The sequence below is a fragment of the Pedobacter sp. P26 genome, from assembly GCF_050632135.1.
Classification (GTDB): Bacteria; Bacteroidota; Bacteroidia; order Sphingobacteriales; family Sphingobacteriaceae; genus Pedobacter.
The window spans coordinates 1,398,080-1,413,656 of the sequence record NZ_CP192574.1; the positions used below are offsets into that span (position 1 = coordinate 1,398,080).

The following is a 15,577-nucleotide window of genomic DNA, read 5'->3' on the forward strand; positions in this document are numbered from 1 at the left end:
TCGATCAGACAAATGACATCAGGTTTGTGCCTTACATTAAATTCGATAATACACGTACAGGCACAAAATCTAAATATCTGGTAAATAAATATATCGGTGGAACTTCATCTGCACCTGGTTTATCAGATGTAAAACAATTTAGAACCGGCGAAATGTACCTGATCAGGGCAGAAGCCAGGGCAGAAACTACAGGCGATGCGGCAGGAGATATTAATACCTTACGTGCAGCAAGAATTAATGGTTATGTTAATGCAGTATTTGCAGATAAAACGGCTTTAATTAGTGCTATTTATGATGAAAGATATAAAGAGTTAGCATTTGAAGGTCATCGTTTCTTTGATTTGAGACGTAGAAATATGGTAATCGAAAGAACTGCCGCCGATGTCGCCGCAACGCAAAGTGCACTCACTTTGTCTCCAACCCAGGCGCAATATGCATTGCCAATTCCTGCAACAGAAATATCTGTTAACAAAAATATTATCCAAAACCCTAAATACTAGGAAGTTTTTTTGCCGGGGGAACTTATTTCTCTCCCGGTATATTTAAATTTTTATTATGAAACAATCATTTCTTGTGCTTTTGATGGTTTTTTGCATCTCATCTATCGGCTGCGGTAAATCGGATGGTACAACAGCAATCGTTCCGGCAAATACTGGAGGGACAGTATCAAAGCCCAACAGGCCAGGTTCTATTGGTATAATTGGCGATAGTGCCAACGTTGTTAAACCAGTTACCGGAGGCATGGTACTAATGGGTGGTGGTGCAGATGTAGAAGCCGCATTTAAATGGATGATAGCAAGGAGTGGAGGAGGAGATGTGGTTATTCTCCGTTCCACAGGAACTGATGGCTATAATCCCTTTGTAAACGCGTTAGGAACTGTAAATTCTGTAGAAACATTATTAATCAATTCGAGGGAATTGGCTAATGATGATGGAGTTGCTTACATAATCCGCAACGCCGAAATGGTTTTTATTGCTGGTGGCGATCAGTCTGACTATATGAAATATTGGAAAGGAACTAAAACCGAGCTGGCTTTAAATTATCTGTTAAATGATAAAAAAGTACCCGTTGGTGGTACCAGTGCAGGTTGCGCCATTTTGGGTGGTTTTTATTACAGTGGCGAAACAGGCGGGGTAACCTCTGCCCAGGCGCTGGCAAATCCATACGATGCTAATGTTACTTTATACAATAACGATTTCCTGAAAGCGCCATACCTTCAAAATATAATTACCGATCAGCATTATTTAACGCGCGATCGGGAAGGAAGATCTGTTGTGTTTTTAGGCAGGATCAGCAAAGATTTTTCTGTACAGGCTAAATGTATCGCGGCAGACGAGCGGACAGCAGTTTGTATCGATGCAACTGGAAAAGCACAGGTTTTCGGCGATTATTCAGCCACCAGGCCATACAGTTATGCTTATTTCATTGTTCCGGATGCAGCTAAGCAACCAGAACAGTTCGAAACGAACAAGAAGGTAAATTGGAATAATGCAGAAAAAGCGGTTTCTGTTTATGAAATTCCTGCTTCGGTTAATGGTGGCGGAAACTTTAATGTTGCTAACTTTAAAGCAAACGAAGCCAGTGGTGGAAAATGGTACTGGTGGTGGATAGATAATGGTGTATTAAATAAAAAAGATCAATAAAATGAGAGCATTAAAATTAGTTGTGGTACTGATTATTTCAGTATTCGCATTAAATGTTGCTGCACAGCAGAAAAAATATGTAATGGTGATTCATGGTGGTGCAGGTACGATTCTGAAGAAAAACATGACACCAGAAAAAGAGGCGGCTTACGTGGCTGCCCTGACAAAGGCGCTAAATGCAGGTTATGCTGAAATTAAAGCAGGTAAATCAAGTTTAGATGCTGTCGAAGCCACCATCCACGTGCTCGAAAACGATCCGCATTTTAATGCGGGTAAAGGTGCTGTTTTTACCCATGATGGCAGAAATGAACTCGATGCAGCCATCATGGAAGGAAAAACCTTAATGGCTGGTGCAGTTGCTGGCGTTACCACAATCAAAAATCCGATTTCTGCTGCAAGGGCAGTGATGGAAAAATCGGAACATGTAATGATGTTTGGAGATGGAGCGGATAAATTTGCGAAAGAAGTAGGATTGGAAATCGTTGATCCTAAATACTTTTGGACAAAAGAACGTTGGGATGGTTTGCAGGAAGCCATTAAAGAAGATTCAACTAAAGCCGTTTTGGATCATGGTAGTAAAAAGTCTTCTCTTTTAGGGACAATTAATCACGATTACAAATTCGGAACAGTCGGTTGTGTGGCCTTAGATAAAGCCGGGAATCTGGCTGCAGGAACGTCAACAGGCGGGATGACCAATAAAAAATACGGACGCGTTGGCGATTCGCCAATTATCGGATCAGGAACCTATTGCAACAATGAAACAGCTGGTATTTCCTGTACAGGCTGGGGTGAGTTTTACATCCGTAATGTTGTGGCTAAAACCATTTCCGATTTAATGGAATACAAAAGTTTATCGGTTGCCGAAGCGTCTAAAATCGTATTGGATAAAGTAGGTAAAATGGGCGGAGACGGTGGTTTAATTGCGCTTGATAAAAAGGGCAACGTAGCCATGCCATTTAATACCGAAGGGATGTACAGAGGTACGGTAACTGCAGATGGAAAAATTGAAGTAAACATTTATAAATAATGAAGAAAATATTTTTAAGCTTGTTATTTGCCAGTTTTGCACTATTGGCAAATGCGCAAAATAATGCGGCTAAAGGTAACCTCTTTATTATTGGTGGTGGCAACCGTTCCGATGCATTAATGACGGAAATGCTGAACACCGCTGCTTTGAAAGCAAATGATTATATTGTTGTATTACCCATGGCGAGCGAAATTCCAGATGCTGGTTTTAATACCCTCGCTACCCAATTAAGAAAGCTTGATCAGAGATTGATCAGGAACTTCAATTTTAGCAAACACGATGTAAATGATAAAAAGTGGGTTGATTCTCTCGCTCGTGCAAAGTTGATTTATATTTTAGGAGGTGATCAGAACCGTTTCATGAAATCTGTACTGAATACCCCAGTTTATACCGCTATCCATAAAGCTTACCAGAGTGGTGCTACCATTGCCGGAACCAGTGCCGGTGCCGCTGTAATGAGCAAATATATGATTACGGGCCAACAGCTTTTGGATACGGTTTATAAAGAAACCTTTAATAAGCTGTGGGGCAAAAATATCGAATTTTCCCCGGGAATGGGGTTATTGGAAAATACCATCATCGATCAGCATTTTCTAAAACGCAACCGTTACAACCGTTTAATCTCTGCCTTAGCTGCCCATCCGGATCTGATTTGCGTTGGTATTGATGAAAGTACCGCCATTATAGTTCATGGCAATAAGGCAACCGTTGCAGGCGAAAGTCAGGTAATCCGTTTGGCAAATCCGAAGGAACTTAAAAAGACGGATAAAGGTTTGTTAAAGTTTAAACAGGTCGATTTTGGCATTTTTACCGCCGGGGATGTAATCGACATTAAACCTTAAATTATCCACTCTGATAAATTGGAAGCGTGTTCTGAGCAGTCGGATCACGCTTTTTTATTTAAAAAATATCTTTATATTTCATTCTTCAAATCAAGTAGATGATTTTTATAAAGCGAATATTCTCCAATTTAACCTTTCAGGTTTTAGTGGCCATCATCATAGGGATTAGCGTGGGTACCTATTTTCCTGGTTTTGCGCCAACTGCTAAATTAATCAGTGAGGGTTTTATCAACCTGATTAGCATGTTAATTGCGCCAATTATATTCTTTACTATTGTTTTGGGAATCGCACACATGGGCGATATGAAAAAAGTAGGCAGGGTAGGTGGCAAAGCACTGTTGTATTTCGAAATTGTAAGCACAGTAGCCATTGCAATTGGTTTATTGGTCGCTAATGTTCTAAAGCCGGGTGCCGGAATGGTAGCTAAAGCGGGTGATGCCACAAAAATTACCCGTTATGCAGAACAGGCGAAGGATATGAACTGGGCCGAATTCTTCCTCCATATTATTCCACATAATGTGATTGCTGCTTTTGCAGAGGGTAACATTTTACAGATTTTGCTGTTTGCGATTCTTTTTGGTTATGGTCTGAATAAATTGGGCGAAGAGGGAACAAGCCTTTTAAACGCCTTCGATAAAATATCGAAAGTACTCTTTAAAATTATGAAAGTAATTATGCGTTTAGCGCCAATTGGGGCTTTTGGAGGGATGGCTTTCAGTATTGGTACGCATGGTTTGGAAAGTATAGTGGGCATGGCTAAACTAATGGGCTCAGTTTATTTAACCTGCATCCTGTTCATTTTTATTGTTTTAAATGGAATTTGTAAATACTATAAATTTAGTCTTTGGCAATACCTGAAGTATATCAGACAGGAAATTTTAATCGTGCTGGGTACTTCTTCTTCCGAATCAGCCCTGCCGAGCATGATGCAGAAAATGGAAGCCATCGGTTGCGATAAATCGGTTGTTGGTTTGGTTATTCCTACTGGCTATTCTTTTAATCTTGATGGAACGGCAATTTATCTGGCCATGGCAGTAATATTTCTTTGCCAGGTTTTTCATGTCGATTTATCCTTAGGTCAGCAGATTACGGTTTTAGGCGTGCTCATGGTTACTTCTAAAGGTGCCGCAGGCGTAACCGGAAGTGGTTTTATTGTATTGGTATCAACCCTTACTGCCTTAAAAATTATGCCTGTTGAACATATTTCCATATTAATTGGTGTAGACCGTTTTATGAGTGAAGCTAGGGCTATAACCAATGTAATTGGAAACGGAGTGGCCACCATCGTAATTGCTAAAAGTGAAAACCAGTTTGACCAGGAAAAATATTTGAAAGCGATTCAACCCATAACGATGGAAAAAGTAGAGGAAGGTTAGGCTGGAGTTGAGCGTTTGGCGTAAGGCGTTAAGGGAGTCGAAAGCAAATGGTTAGGTTGGAGTTATTCTCTCGAAGCGTCACCCTGAATTCAGGGTCTTAATAGCAAGAAAGATGCTGACCATGTAGTGGCTACAAGGCAATTTAAAATACTACTTCTGCTTGTAAAATAAATTCAGCATGACGAGCGCTCGATAAACCCTTCTACCCTCAACCTTCGTGCCTTCACCTTTTTTACCTATCTTTGCAGCAGAAACATGCACACAGCTTGTTTAATTAATCCATAGCACATTGGCTCAAGAAGAACAAAATAACCGCAAAGAAAAAAGCGAGTTACACCCACGCAACAAACACCGTTCGCGTTACAATTTCAAACAACTTATTGCAACTTCAAAAGAATTAAGACGTTTCGTTTTTAAAAACGAGCATAACGACGATTCGATCGATTTTGCTGATCAAAATGCTGTAAAAGCATTAAATAGGGCATTGCTGAAATACTTTTACGATATCCAGCAATGGGATATCCCTCTGGATTTTCTTTGTCCACCTATTCCGGGCAGGGCAGATTATATCCATTATATAGCTGATCTTTTGGGCTCGAGCAATAAAGGAAAAAATCCAAAAGGCGCTAAAATTAATGTACTTGATATTGGTGTAGGTGCCAACTGCATTTACCCGATCATTGGTCACCAAGAATATGGCTGGAACTTTGTAGGTTCAGAAATAGATCCGCTTTCGGTTGAATCGGCAAGACGCATTATCGAAGCCAACAAACCACTGCAAGGTGCGATAGAAATCCGTCAGCAATCATCAAAAATGGGTATTTTTAGAGGGATTGTGGGCAGAACAGAGCATTTTGATGCTGTTGTTTGTAATCCACCGTTCCATTCTTCTTTAAAAGAAGCTGAGCAAGGCACCCGCCAGAAATGGCGCAACCTGGGCGGAAACGAAAAAGAAGTAAAACATGTATTGAACTTTGGTGGAAACAAGGCCGAACTGTGGTGCCCGGGTGGAGAACGTGCCTTTGTAGAACAGATCATTATCCAGAGCGCGCAAATCAAAAATCAGGTTTTATGGTTCAGTTCACTGGTTTCTAAAAGTGCAAACCTAAAAAGTATTTACAATAATCTGGTTAAGGCAGATGCTTTTGAAGTACGTACCGTGCAAATGAGCCAGGGACAAAAAATAAGCCGTTTCGTAGCCTGGACTTTCCATGATGAAGCTGCACAGGCGGAGTGGGTTAAAGGATGGAAGGCCTAAGTTTGGAGTTTCCAGTTTGGAGTTTTTAGTTTTGAGCGCATAACCCAGGCAAATGATATAGTAATGCCGAGTGGATATTAATTCATTCGGCATTTTTGTTTAAAGTTGATTTCGTTTGAACATTGGAATTTGGATATTGTTTATTATGATTAGAATCACTAGCTTATTTTTCGTTTAGTTAGTCGGATTTGCAATTCCGATTCGAGAGCTAAGGATTTATAATCCTTTAAGTTGTTTATAAAAGGCTGGTAATTAACTGCCGAAACTGTCAAGCTTTTTAAGAATGGGATTACTGAAACTATAGAACTGTTTACTGAAAATTGTAGACTGCCAACTGAAAACTAACTCGTCTTAGCCCCGAAAATATATCCAGCTAAAGCGGTTACCACCATTGCCACCGTTCCCCAGAAACAGATTCTAATTACTGCTTTAATTACATTTGATCCCCCTGCTTTAGCTGCAATTGTGCCAGATAAAGCTAAAAATACAATGGCGAAACCATATTGATAAAACACCATCGATTTTATCGGGGCAAAAAAAGCAACCAGAAAAGGTAAAATGCCGCCACTGATAAAAGATGCGCCAGATGCAAAAGCTGCCTGAAGCGGTTTTGGCTGCGTAATTTCGTTAATGCCTAGTTCATCTCTGGCATGCGCGGCCAAAGCATCTTTCCCGGTAAGCTGTACTGCTACCTGCATGGCTAAATCTTCATCCAATCCCTGGACCACATATATTTTCGCGAGCTCTTTAAGTTCCACTTCGGGCATGGTTTCGAGTTCCATTTTCTCCCGGGCCAGATCTGCTTTTTCAATATCGGCCTGAGAGCTTACCGAAACATATTCACCAGCAGCCATCGATAATGAGCCTGCCACTAAACCGGCCAAAGCCGCCAGTACAATGGGGCTTCTCGTATCACTCGCAGCAGCTATACCGATCACCAAACTGGTCGTAGAAATAATACCATCATTGGCGCCCAGTACAGCGGCCCTTAACCAGCCTGTTCTATTTGTATAATGCTTTTCTAGTTCCATTTTTGGTGATGTGTTATCTGTTTTTGTCAGGCTGAGCGGAGTCGAAGGACCCTTATTCTTCTAATATCATCATTTCTTTTCATAAACAATCAAAATGGTCAAGTCGTTGCCCGCATTGGGTGCAATGCCATGCGAGCTGCCCGGACGCGTTAAAATCGCATCGCCAGGCTTAACTGCAAAAATTTTTCCATTCATTTGCATGGTTCCGTTTCCGCTGATTACATAATAAATTTCATCTTCTTTTTGCAAATGGTAACCGATAGATGACCCCGGTTTTAAAGTTCGTTTTTTGAATACCGTTTTGAGGTTTTTAGCCTTATCGAAAAAATTGAAACCAATGGTTTTCCCTCCGCCATTGTGCGTGCCGGATTCTTCTTTCGCTACTTCGACATCGTTTTGGAGGATATATTTTGTAGTATCGCTATTTTGTGCAGATGCTTTAAACGAAATGAAGGTTGCAGTAACAACGATTACAACTAATATGGATTTTTTCATCTTGATATTATTTAGCTTTTTGCTTTAGTCTTTCCGCTTTGGTCTTTCAGCTTTAAAGGTAAATTTAAGTGTTTTCACCGGATGTTGCCAAAAGTGTATAACCTTTGTTATTAAACCTGGATCGCGGTTGTTTCTCCCGATTTTTACATCTGTATTCATCAGAAAGAACGGAGAGCGGTACTGAATCCCTCCAAAAGAACTGAAGTGTTCGTTTTCTAATCCTAATGTTGAGCTTTTGATTTGAAAACGAATGTTTCGTAGTGCTTAGGTCAGGTTCTGTCCCGCCATCCACTGTAGCTCCGATAGAAAAATCGGAGGCTGCCGTTCCTGTCGGGTTTATACCCAAGGGCTTGCTCCTGATATGGTGCCAGGAACGGCCAAACTTTGTTCCCTAAACCTGATCGCAGTGGTTCCAATTCTTCATTGGAGAGAACGGAGAGCGGGAGTGCAGCTCTCCAAAAGCGCTGAACTGCTCATTTCTTAATCCTTAATGTTGATATTTTAATTTGAAAACAAACATTCAGTTTTCTTGGCCTTGCAGTCCTGCCATCCGCTTTACTTTGTTGCACTACGTGTTCGCTGCTGCCAGTTTTATAACCGAATGGCTTGTTTTAAAAGCAGTAATTCTAAATTTGTTATGACGGTGGTTATTTCTCGCCTCGTGCTTTTAACTTTTTTCCGCTTTGGTCTTCCCACTTTGGTCTTTCTTCACTAAAGTAAAGAATCCTTACATTTTCCTGAAAAAACGGACTAAATAATATGGTTTTAGATTTGAATTCCAGTTCAATAATATTAGCTTTGCACAAAAAAATATTGATACATGAGCGTTTTAGTAAATAAAGATTCTAAGGTTATCGTTCAGGGTTTTACCGGAAACGAAGGAACTTACCATGCTGAGCAGATGCTGGCATACGGTACAAACGTAGTTGGTGGTGTAACACCTGGCAAAGGTGGGCAATTGCATTTAGAAAAGCCTGTTTTTAATACTGTTAAAGATGCCGTTGATCAAACGGGTGCAAATGTATCTATCATTTTTGTACCACCGGCTTTTGCTGCTGATGCAATTATGGAAGCTGCCGAAGGTGGCATTAAAGTTATTGTTTGTATTACCGAAGGTATCCCTACAAAGGATATGATTCAGGTTAAAGAATATATTGCTGACCGTGATGTTACGCTTATTGGCCCTAACTGTCCGGGTGTAATTACTGCTGATGAGGCTAAAATTGGTATCATGCCAGGTTTTATCTTCAAAAAAGGTCACGTTGGTGTGGTTTCTAAATCAGGAACTTTAACTTACGAAGCGGTAGACCAGGTGGTTAAAGCTGGTTTAGGTATCACTACAGCTATTGGTATCGGTGGTGACCCAATTATCGGAACACCAACTGTAGAAGCGGTAAAATTATTAATGAACGATCCTGAAACGCACGGTATCATCATGATTGGTGAAATTGGTGGTGGTATGGAAGCTGAAGCAGCCCGTTGGATCAAAGAACACGGTACTAAACCTGTTGTTGGTTTCATCGCTGGTCAAACTGCGCCTCCGGGACGTAGAATGGGCCACGCAGGTGCTATTGTTGGCGGTGCTGATGATACTGCAGCTGCTAAAATGAAAATCATGCGTGAGTGTGGTATCCGTGTAGTAGAAAGTCCTGCTGAAATCGGTGCTGCAATGGCAGAAGAATTAGCAAAATAAGATTTAAAAATCTTTTTATAGAAAAGCGTTTCGATTAATTTCGAGGCGCTTTTTGTTTTTAACGGCAAAATTCGCAAAGATTGGGTTTGACCACGAAGGCGCAAAGAGCACAAAGTAGGGGCTTTATTATTGTTTTTCGTTTCGTCATTCCTGCGCAGGCAGGAATCTTAATGCCTTTGGTTAAGCTTAACTTTGGGTTAAAGCCACTTCACTTTGTTTCCCACTCTTCTAGAAGCGAGACAGCACAAAGAGGATACTCATCAAACTTTGTCAGGGTGAAGTAAACAGTAATTAATTCTCTTAAACCATCAAACCAAAACAGAATCTATAGCGTATATTGAGATATGAAAACGATGTTAAATAAACTATTTTTGCTTTCTGCTGTTGTTTTAATAACAGGTCTTTCTGCTTGTGCACAAAAGCAAGATAAAGAAGCTGCAAAACAATCAAAGGAAACAGAACAAATCATACCAAAGAAGAAAATGAACTGGAATCCATTAACACCCGAAGAAGAAAGAGTAATCGTAAATAAAGGTACGGAATACCCTGGTACAGGTAAATACGAGCATACAACAGATAAAGGAACTTATACCTGTAAACGTTGTAATGCGGCCTTATACCGTTCGGAAAGTAAGTTTGATGCACATTGCGGATGGCCTGCTTTCGATGACGAAATTAAAGGCGCGGTAAAGCGTATTCCTGATGCAGATGGTTCGCGTACAGAAATAGTTTGCGCCAATTGCGGCGCGCATCTTGGTCACGTATTTTTAGGAGAAGGATTTACCAATAAAGACACCCGTCATTGTGTAAATTCCATCTCAATGAATTTTGTGCCGGATAAAAAATAAGGTGGATGTAGATGGGTTAGGTAGAGGCGTATGGCGACAAGCTGTACGCCTTTTTTAGTGCACAAAGCCGGGCTGTTTTTCCACAAATTATTGATTATAAACTAAATGCTTATATTTGCAGGCTCGATAAAGAAAATTTAGCCTATGAAGTATCTGTTGTTATTAAGTTTTTGTTTCCTGTTTTTACAAGGTAAAGCACAAAATTCTGATTCCTCAAACGAACCGGATAGCATCAAAAAAACAGTTCTCGCCACTTATTACCACAGAAAATTCGAAGGCCGCCGAACCACCAGTGGCGCTAAATACCGGTCAAAAAAACTAACGGCCGCCCATCGTACCCTGCCATTCGGTACCATGGTTACAGTAACCAATCCAGATAATGGAAAATCGGTTATAGTAAAGGTAAATGACCGTGGTCCTTTCTCTAAAAGATTAGCCATAGATTTATCTGAACGTGCTGCAAAACAGATTGGTATATACCGTAAAGGCATCGCTAAAGTAAGCCTCAGTTATACGGCTGAGTAATACTCCTTTTAGCTCTATTTTACCTTGGTTATACCCCTCAAATTTAAGTTATTAACACTCATTTTAGTTTGCTAAACCCTTGAAAAGAAACGATTAGGTTTTTTTCGCTTGAAAATGATATTTGGCTGATCGTTTTTCCCCAGTAATTGGGTGGGGTGTTAACAACTTTGGTACACTAAAAAGGACCGGCGTATATATATTTGTTATAACAAAGTTCTTTAACTTCTTGCGTTTGGAAACAAATATAAAAGCTTAATTTTTAGTAGTTTATACATACAACATCCCGATTGTAATTTTAAATTTCCTTAACTAAAAATTCAGTTGTTCGCCAAGCAAAAGGGTTAGCACTTTCACAACAGCGTTTTGATAAAAGACATTACAATCATCATATAAAATTGATGGATGCGTGTCTTTGTCGGCTCTGTTAAAAATAGATTTAAAAACATCAGCGTATGGAACAGGAATTATTACTACAAGAAAACAAAGACAGATTTGTGCTTTTGCCGATCAAGTATCCGGCAATCTGGGAAATGTATAAAAAGACCGAAGCTAGTTTTTGGACAGCAGAAGAGATTGATCTTTCTGACGACCAGAAACACTGGGACAATTTAAATGATGGCGAAAGACATTTCATTTCGCATATCCTTGCTTTCTTTTCTGCTAGTGATGGTATTGTAAACGAAAACCTTGCCGTAAACTTCATGAGTGAGGTTCAATTGCCAGAAGCACGTTGTTTTTATGGTTTTCAGATTATGATGGAAAACATTCACGCCGAAACCTATGCTTTATTAATCGATACTTATATTAAAGATCCTGAAGAAAAAGACCGTTTGTTCCATGCGATTGATACCGTGCCTGCGGTAAAAAGAAAAGCAGAATGGGCTTTACGCTGGATTGAAAACGGAACTTTTGCCGAACGTTTAGTGGCTTTTGCTGCAGTTGAAGGTATTTTCTTCAGCGGAAGTTTCTGCTCTATCTTCTGGTTAAAAAAACGTGGCTTAATGCCTGGATTAACTTTCAGTAATGAGTTAATCTCAAGAGATGAAGGTTCTCACTGCGAGTTTGCATGCTTGTTATACAGCATGTTGAGCAATAAACTCAGCGAAGAACAAGTACATGGCATCATCAGCGATGCGGTTGAAATTGAAAAAGAATTTATTACCGATGCTCTGCCAGTTGCACTTATTGGTATGAATGCAAAATTAATGAGTCAATATATCGAGTTTGTGGCCGACAGATGGTTACAGGAGCTGGGTTACAAAAAAATCTACAATGCAACCAATCCATTCGACTTTATGGAAATGATTTCATTACAGGGTAAAACTAATTTCTTCGAGAAACGTGTGGGCGATTATCAGAAAAGTGGTGTATTAACTGCTGCTGATAATAATAAACAGGCGTTTTCTTTAGACGAAGACTTCTAGGGTAGAGGGCTAAAAGGTAGAAGGCGGAAGGTTTAATCTAGTTACTTGCTACTCAAATCTTGCTACCTGATACTAATAAATAAATAAATAACAAAAAAATATAAAGCGGTCATTAAGTCTTGATACTTCATACTCGCTACTAAATATTAACTAAAAATCTCATAAAATATGTTCGTACTAAAAAGAGATGGCCGCAAAGAAGCGGTGCAATTTGACAAAATCACAGCGCGTATTCAAAAGTTGTGCTATAGTTTAAATTCAGACCTTGTAGACCCGATTGATGTGGCCAAAAAGGTAATCGAAGGCTTATATGATGGGGTTACTACATCAGAGCTGGATAACCTTGCTGCAGAAACTGCTGCCTCGTTAACGACAAAGCACCCTGATTATGCGCTGCTGGCATCGCGTATAGCGGTTTCGAACCTGCATAAAAATACCACTAAATCATTCTCGGGTACGATGAAAATGTTGTACGAATATTTCGACCCGAAAGCGCAGAAAGAGGCTCCTCTTATCGCTGATGATGTTTATGAGATCATAGAAAAAAACAAGGATATTTTAGATAGTTCTATTATTTACGACCGCGATTTTGGTTTCGACTATTTCGGTTTTAAAACTTTAGAAAAATCTTACCTTTTAAAAGTTAACGGTCAGATTGTAGAGCGCCCGCAACATTTGTTTATGCGCGTTTCTGTTGGTATCCATAAAGAAGATATCGAAAGCGCCATCAAAACTTATAACTTAATGAGCGAGCGTTGGTTTACACATGCTACACCAACTTTGTTCAATGCTGCTACACCAAAACCTCAAATGTCATCTTGTTTCTTGTTAACCATGCAGGATGATAGCATCGAAGGTATTTACGATACATTAAAGCAAACGGCTAAAATTTCGCAAAGTGCTGGTGGTATTGGTTTAAGTATCCACAATATCCGTGCAACTGGCTCGTACATTGGCGGTACAAACGGTACAAGTAATGGTATTATTCCAATGTTACGTGTATTTAACGATACTGCACGTTATGTAGATCAGGGTGGAGGTAAACGTAAAGGTGCCTTTGCTATTTATTTAGAGCCCTGGCATGCAGATGTTTTCGAATTCTTAGATCTTCGTAAAAACCACGGTAAAGAAGAAATGCGTGCCCGCGATTTGTTCTATGCCCTTTGGATTAACGATTTGTTTATGCAACGTGTTAAAGATAATGGCGACTGGACCTTATTCTGCCCACACGAAGCACCAGGCTTAGCAGATTGTTTTGGTAAGGAATTCGAAGATTTATATACTAAATATGAAGCTGAAAACCGTGGCCGTAAAACCATTAAAGCTCAGGAACTTTGGTTTGCCATCTTAGATTCGCAGATCGAAACTGGTACACCATACATGTTATTTAAAGATGCTGCAAACAGCAAATCTAACCAGCAGAATTTAGGAACCATTAAAAGTTCTAACCTGTGTACCGAAATTATCGAGTATACCTCTAAAGATGAAGTTGCCGTTTGTAACTTAGCTTCTTTGGCATTGCCTCGTTTCGTAATCAACGGTGCTTTCGATCACCAGAAATTATACGATGTAACTTATCAGGCTACTTTAAATCTGAATAAAATCATCGATCATAACTATTATCCTGTACAGGAAGCCGAAAATTCAAACATGCGTCACCGTCCGGTTGGTTTAGGTGTACAAGGTTTGGCTGATGCCTTTATCTTATTGCGTTTACCTTTCGAAAGTGATGAGGCTAAACGTTTAAATAAAGACATTTTCGAAACGATTTATTTTGCTTCAATGACGGCTTCGCATGATTTAGCTGTGAAAAATGGTCCTTACCAAACTTTTAAAGGTTCTCCGTTATCAAAAGGTAAATTCCAGTTCGATTTATGGAATGTAACACCAGATAGCGGCCGTTGGGATTGGGATGCGTTACGCAAAAAAGTAGTTAAAGATGGTGTGTACAACTCATTATTGGTTGCACCAATGCCAACTGCCTCTACTTCGCAGATTTTAGGTAATAACGAATGTTTCGAGCCATATACTTCAAACATTTATACCCGTCGTGTATTAAGTGGAGAGTTTGTCGTGGTAAACAAACACTTATTGAAAGATTTGGTTGCATTAGGTTTGTGGAACAACGACATGAAAAACCAAATCATATTGGCTAACGGTTCAATCCAGGCTATTGATACCATTCCTGATTACATCAAAGAATTATACAAAACCGTTTGGGAAATCAAAATGCGTAACATCATCGATATGGCAGCCGACCGTGGTGCTTATATCTGCCAATCGCAATCATTAAACTTGTTCGTAAACGCACCTAATACTTCAAAATTAACTTCGATGCATTTCTATGCATGGGAGAAAGGTTTAAAAACCGGTATGTATTACCTGCGTACACAAGCAGCTTCGCAAGCGGTTAAATTTACAGTAGAAAACCAGGGTGGTAAGGCAATTGAAGCGGTTATTCCTGCTCAAATGACACAAGATCAGGTGGCAGAAGAAATCGTTGACGGACCAGTTTGTTCAATGGAAGAAGGCTGTATCAGCTGCTCTGGATAAGGTAGAGGGTAGGAAGGCGGAAGGTTTAAGGCTTGCTTGCCGATTAAATATTCAAAATTAAGTAAGGTTTTGGGCAAACGCTCAAAACCTTATTTTTGTTCTTACTTTTGTATCATAATAGGTTTCACCTTAAACCTTACCCCCTTATGCCTTCAACCTTGAAACATAGCAAGCACGAAATCATTCCTTGTGAGCGATGCAACAATGCTATAGAGTGCAAGGCAAATTCATATACCAAATGCCAGTGTAGCGTGGTGCAACTCAGCATTAACGAAGTACAGTACATCTCCGAACTTTATGATGGCTGCCTCTGCGCAAAATGCCTGTTCGAACTACAACTGGAATACAGAGAAGAAATAGGTATATAATCTTTCTTCCAAATTCTATAGTCTAAGTCCCTTGGTCTGTGTCGCACCGGCTAAAACCTGTCAATTTTTTATTGATTGAAGAAATCAGGCATTCATCCAATTGGGTTTAGTTAACCTGGGTTCCTGTCTTTCCTGGAAACACATTTATCTCAGCAGCTTTTTATATAAAATAACAAAAACTGATTTTTTGGTGTATCCCAATTCGGTCAATTGTATAGGTCCAAAAAAGGACATGTTTTTTGCATTAATTGTAATATATACATTTAAAATTTCTGGTACCAGTTACATAAACCTAAATGGTTAGTTTTTGGCCTTTATAAGCGTTCAGTTAAGTTATTCTGTAAAATGTCATCTGCAGATGACATTTTGCTTTTAATCGATCCTGAGTCATTTTTTAGGGCTTAAAATCAATAAAAAATAGTTTAAAAATAAGTGTTAAAAATGGTAACAAAGCATATCATTTGATATCTATATCGTGCTTGATAAATGGTTT

Annotated in this window: 14 protein-coding genes; 12 read left to right on the forward strand and 2 right to left on the reverse strand. The window is 39.6% G+C overall.

What is annotated here, in order from left to right; all coding sequences use genetic code 11:
* Positions 1–26 precede the first annotated feature (26 nt).
* From ACQ86H_RS06580 to rlmF, 6 genes are all read left to right on the forward strand, one after another.
* Complete coding sequence (locus ACQ86H_RS06580) at positions 27–500, forward strand: RagB/SusD family nutrient uptake outer membrane protein (RefSeq protein WP_431294228.1); 474 nt, start codon at positions 27–29, stop codon at positions 498–500.
* Between the two features lie 55 nt (positions 501–555).
* Entirely contained in the window at positions 556–1,644 is a 1,089-nt protein-coding gene (locus ACQ86H_RS06585; RefSeq protein WP_138818162.1) for a cyanophycinase, read from the forward strand.
* A 1-nt stretch (position 1,645) separates the two neighbouring features.
* A complete protein-coding gene (locus ACQ86H_RS06590; protein WP_431294229.1) occupies positions 1,646–2,671 on the forward strand; it encodes an isoaspartyl peptidase/L-asparaginase family protein in 1,026 nt (341 codons plus the stop codon).
* Positions 2,671–3,513 (forward strand): cyanophycinase, encoded by an 843-nt coding sequence (locus ACQ86H_RS06595; RefSeq protein ID WP_431294230.1) that lies wholly within the window; start codon positions 2,671–2,673, stop codon positions 3,511–3,513. Before ACQ86H_RS06590 ends, ACQ86H_RS06595 begins: the two co-directional genes overlap by 1 nt.
* A gap of 98 nt (positions 3,514–3,611) precedes the next feature.
* Positions 3,612–4,889 (forward strand): C4-dicarboxylate transporter DctA, encoded by a 1,278-nt coding sequence (gene dctA, locus ACQ86H_RS06600; RefSeq protein ID WP_210419380.1) that lies wholly within the window; start codon positions 3,612–3,614, stop codon positions 4,887–4,889.
* 289 nt (positions 4,890–5,178) lie between these two features.
* Positions 5,179–6,147: a 23S rRNA (adenine(1618)-N(6))-methyltransferase RlmF gene (gene rlmF / locus ACQ86H_RS06605; RefSeq protein WP_138818159.1), complete on the forward strand. Its 969-nt coding sequence runs from the start codon at positions 5,179–5,181 to the stop codon at positions 6,145–6,147.
* Positions 6,148–6,488: 341 nt separating this feature from the next.
* Here rlmF and ACQ86H_RS06610 read toward each other — a convergent pair whose 3' ends face one another.
* Both ACQ86H_RS06610 and ACQ86H_RS06615 read right to left on the reverse strand, forming a co-directional pair.
* Positions 6,489–7,178 carry a VIT1/CCC1 transporter family protein gene (locus ACQ86H_RS06610; protein WP_138818158.1) on the reverse strand — a complete coding sequence of 230 codons (690 nt, stop codon included), beginning with the start codon at positions 7,176–7,178 and terminating at the stop codon, positions 6,489–6,491.
* A 69-nt stretch (positions 7,179–7,247) separates the two neighbouring features.
* A complete protein-coding gene (locus ACQ86H_RS06615; protein WP_246862629.1) occupies positions 7,248–7,673 on the reverse strand; it encodes a cupin domain-containing protein in 426 nt (141 codons plus the stop codon).
* A gap of 820 nt (positions 7,674–8,493) precedes the next feature.
* Between ACQ86H_RS06615 and sucD the strand changes: the two genes are divergently transcribed.
* The 6 genes from sucD (at position 8,494) to ACQ86H_RS06645 (ending at position 15,084) form a co-directional block, all read left to right on the forward strand.
* Positions 8,494–9,366 carry a succinate--CoA ligase subunit alpha gene (sucD, locus tag ACQ86H_RS06620; protein WP_090501663.1) on the forward strand — a complete coding sequence of 291 codons (873 nt, stop codon included), beginning with the start codon at positions 8,494–8,496 and terminating at the stop codon, positions 9,364–9,366.
* A 344-nt stretch (positions 9,367–9,710) separates the two neighbouring features.
* Complete coding sequence (locus ACQ86H_RS06625) at positions 9,711–10,214, forward strand: methionine-R-sulfoxide reductase (protein ID WP_138818156.1); 504 nt, start codon at positions 9,711–9,713, stop codon at positions 10,212–10,214.
* A gap of 144 nt (positions 10,215–10,358) precedes the next feature.
* Positions 10,359–10,739: a septal ring lytic transglycosylase RlpA family protein gene (locus ACQ86H_RS06630; protein ID WP_138818155.1), complete on the forward strand. Its 381-nt coding sequence runs from the start codon at positions 10,359–10,361 to the stop codon at positions 10,737–10,739.
* Positions 10,740–11,191: 452 nt separating this feature from the next.
* Complete coding sequence (locus ACQ86H_RS06635; protein WP_090501671.1) at positions 11,192–12,163, forward strand: ribonucleoside-diphosphate reductase small subunit; 972 nt, start codon at positions 11,192–11,194, stop codon at positions 12,161–12,163.
* Between the two features lie 168 nt (positions 12,164–12,331).
* On the forward strand, positions 12,332–14,716 hold the full coding sequence (locus ACQ86H_RS06640) for a ribonucleoside-diphosphate reductase subunit alpha (RefSeq protein WP_138818154.1): 2,385 nt from the start codon (positions 12,332–12,334) through the stop codon (positions 14,714–14,716).
* Between the two features lie 146 nt (positions 14,717–14,862).
* Positions 14,863–15,084, forward strand: coding sequence for a cysteine-rich CWC family protein (locus ACQ86H_RS06645; protein ID WP_138818153.1), 222 nt, complete (start codon positions 14,863–14,865; stop codon positions 15,082–15,084).
* Positions 15,085–15,577: the final 493 nt, after the last annotated feature.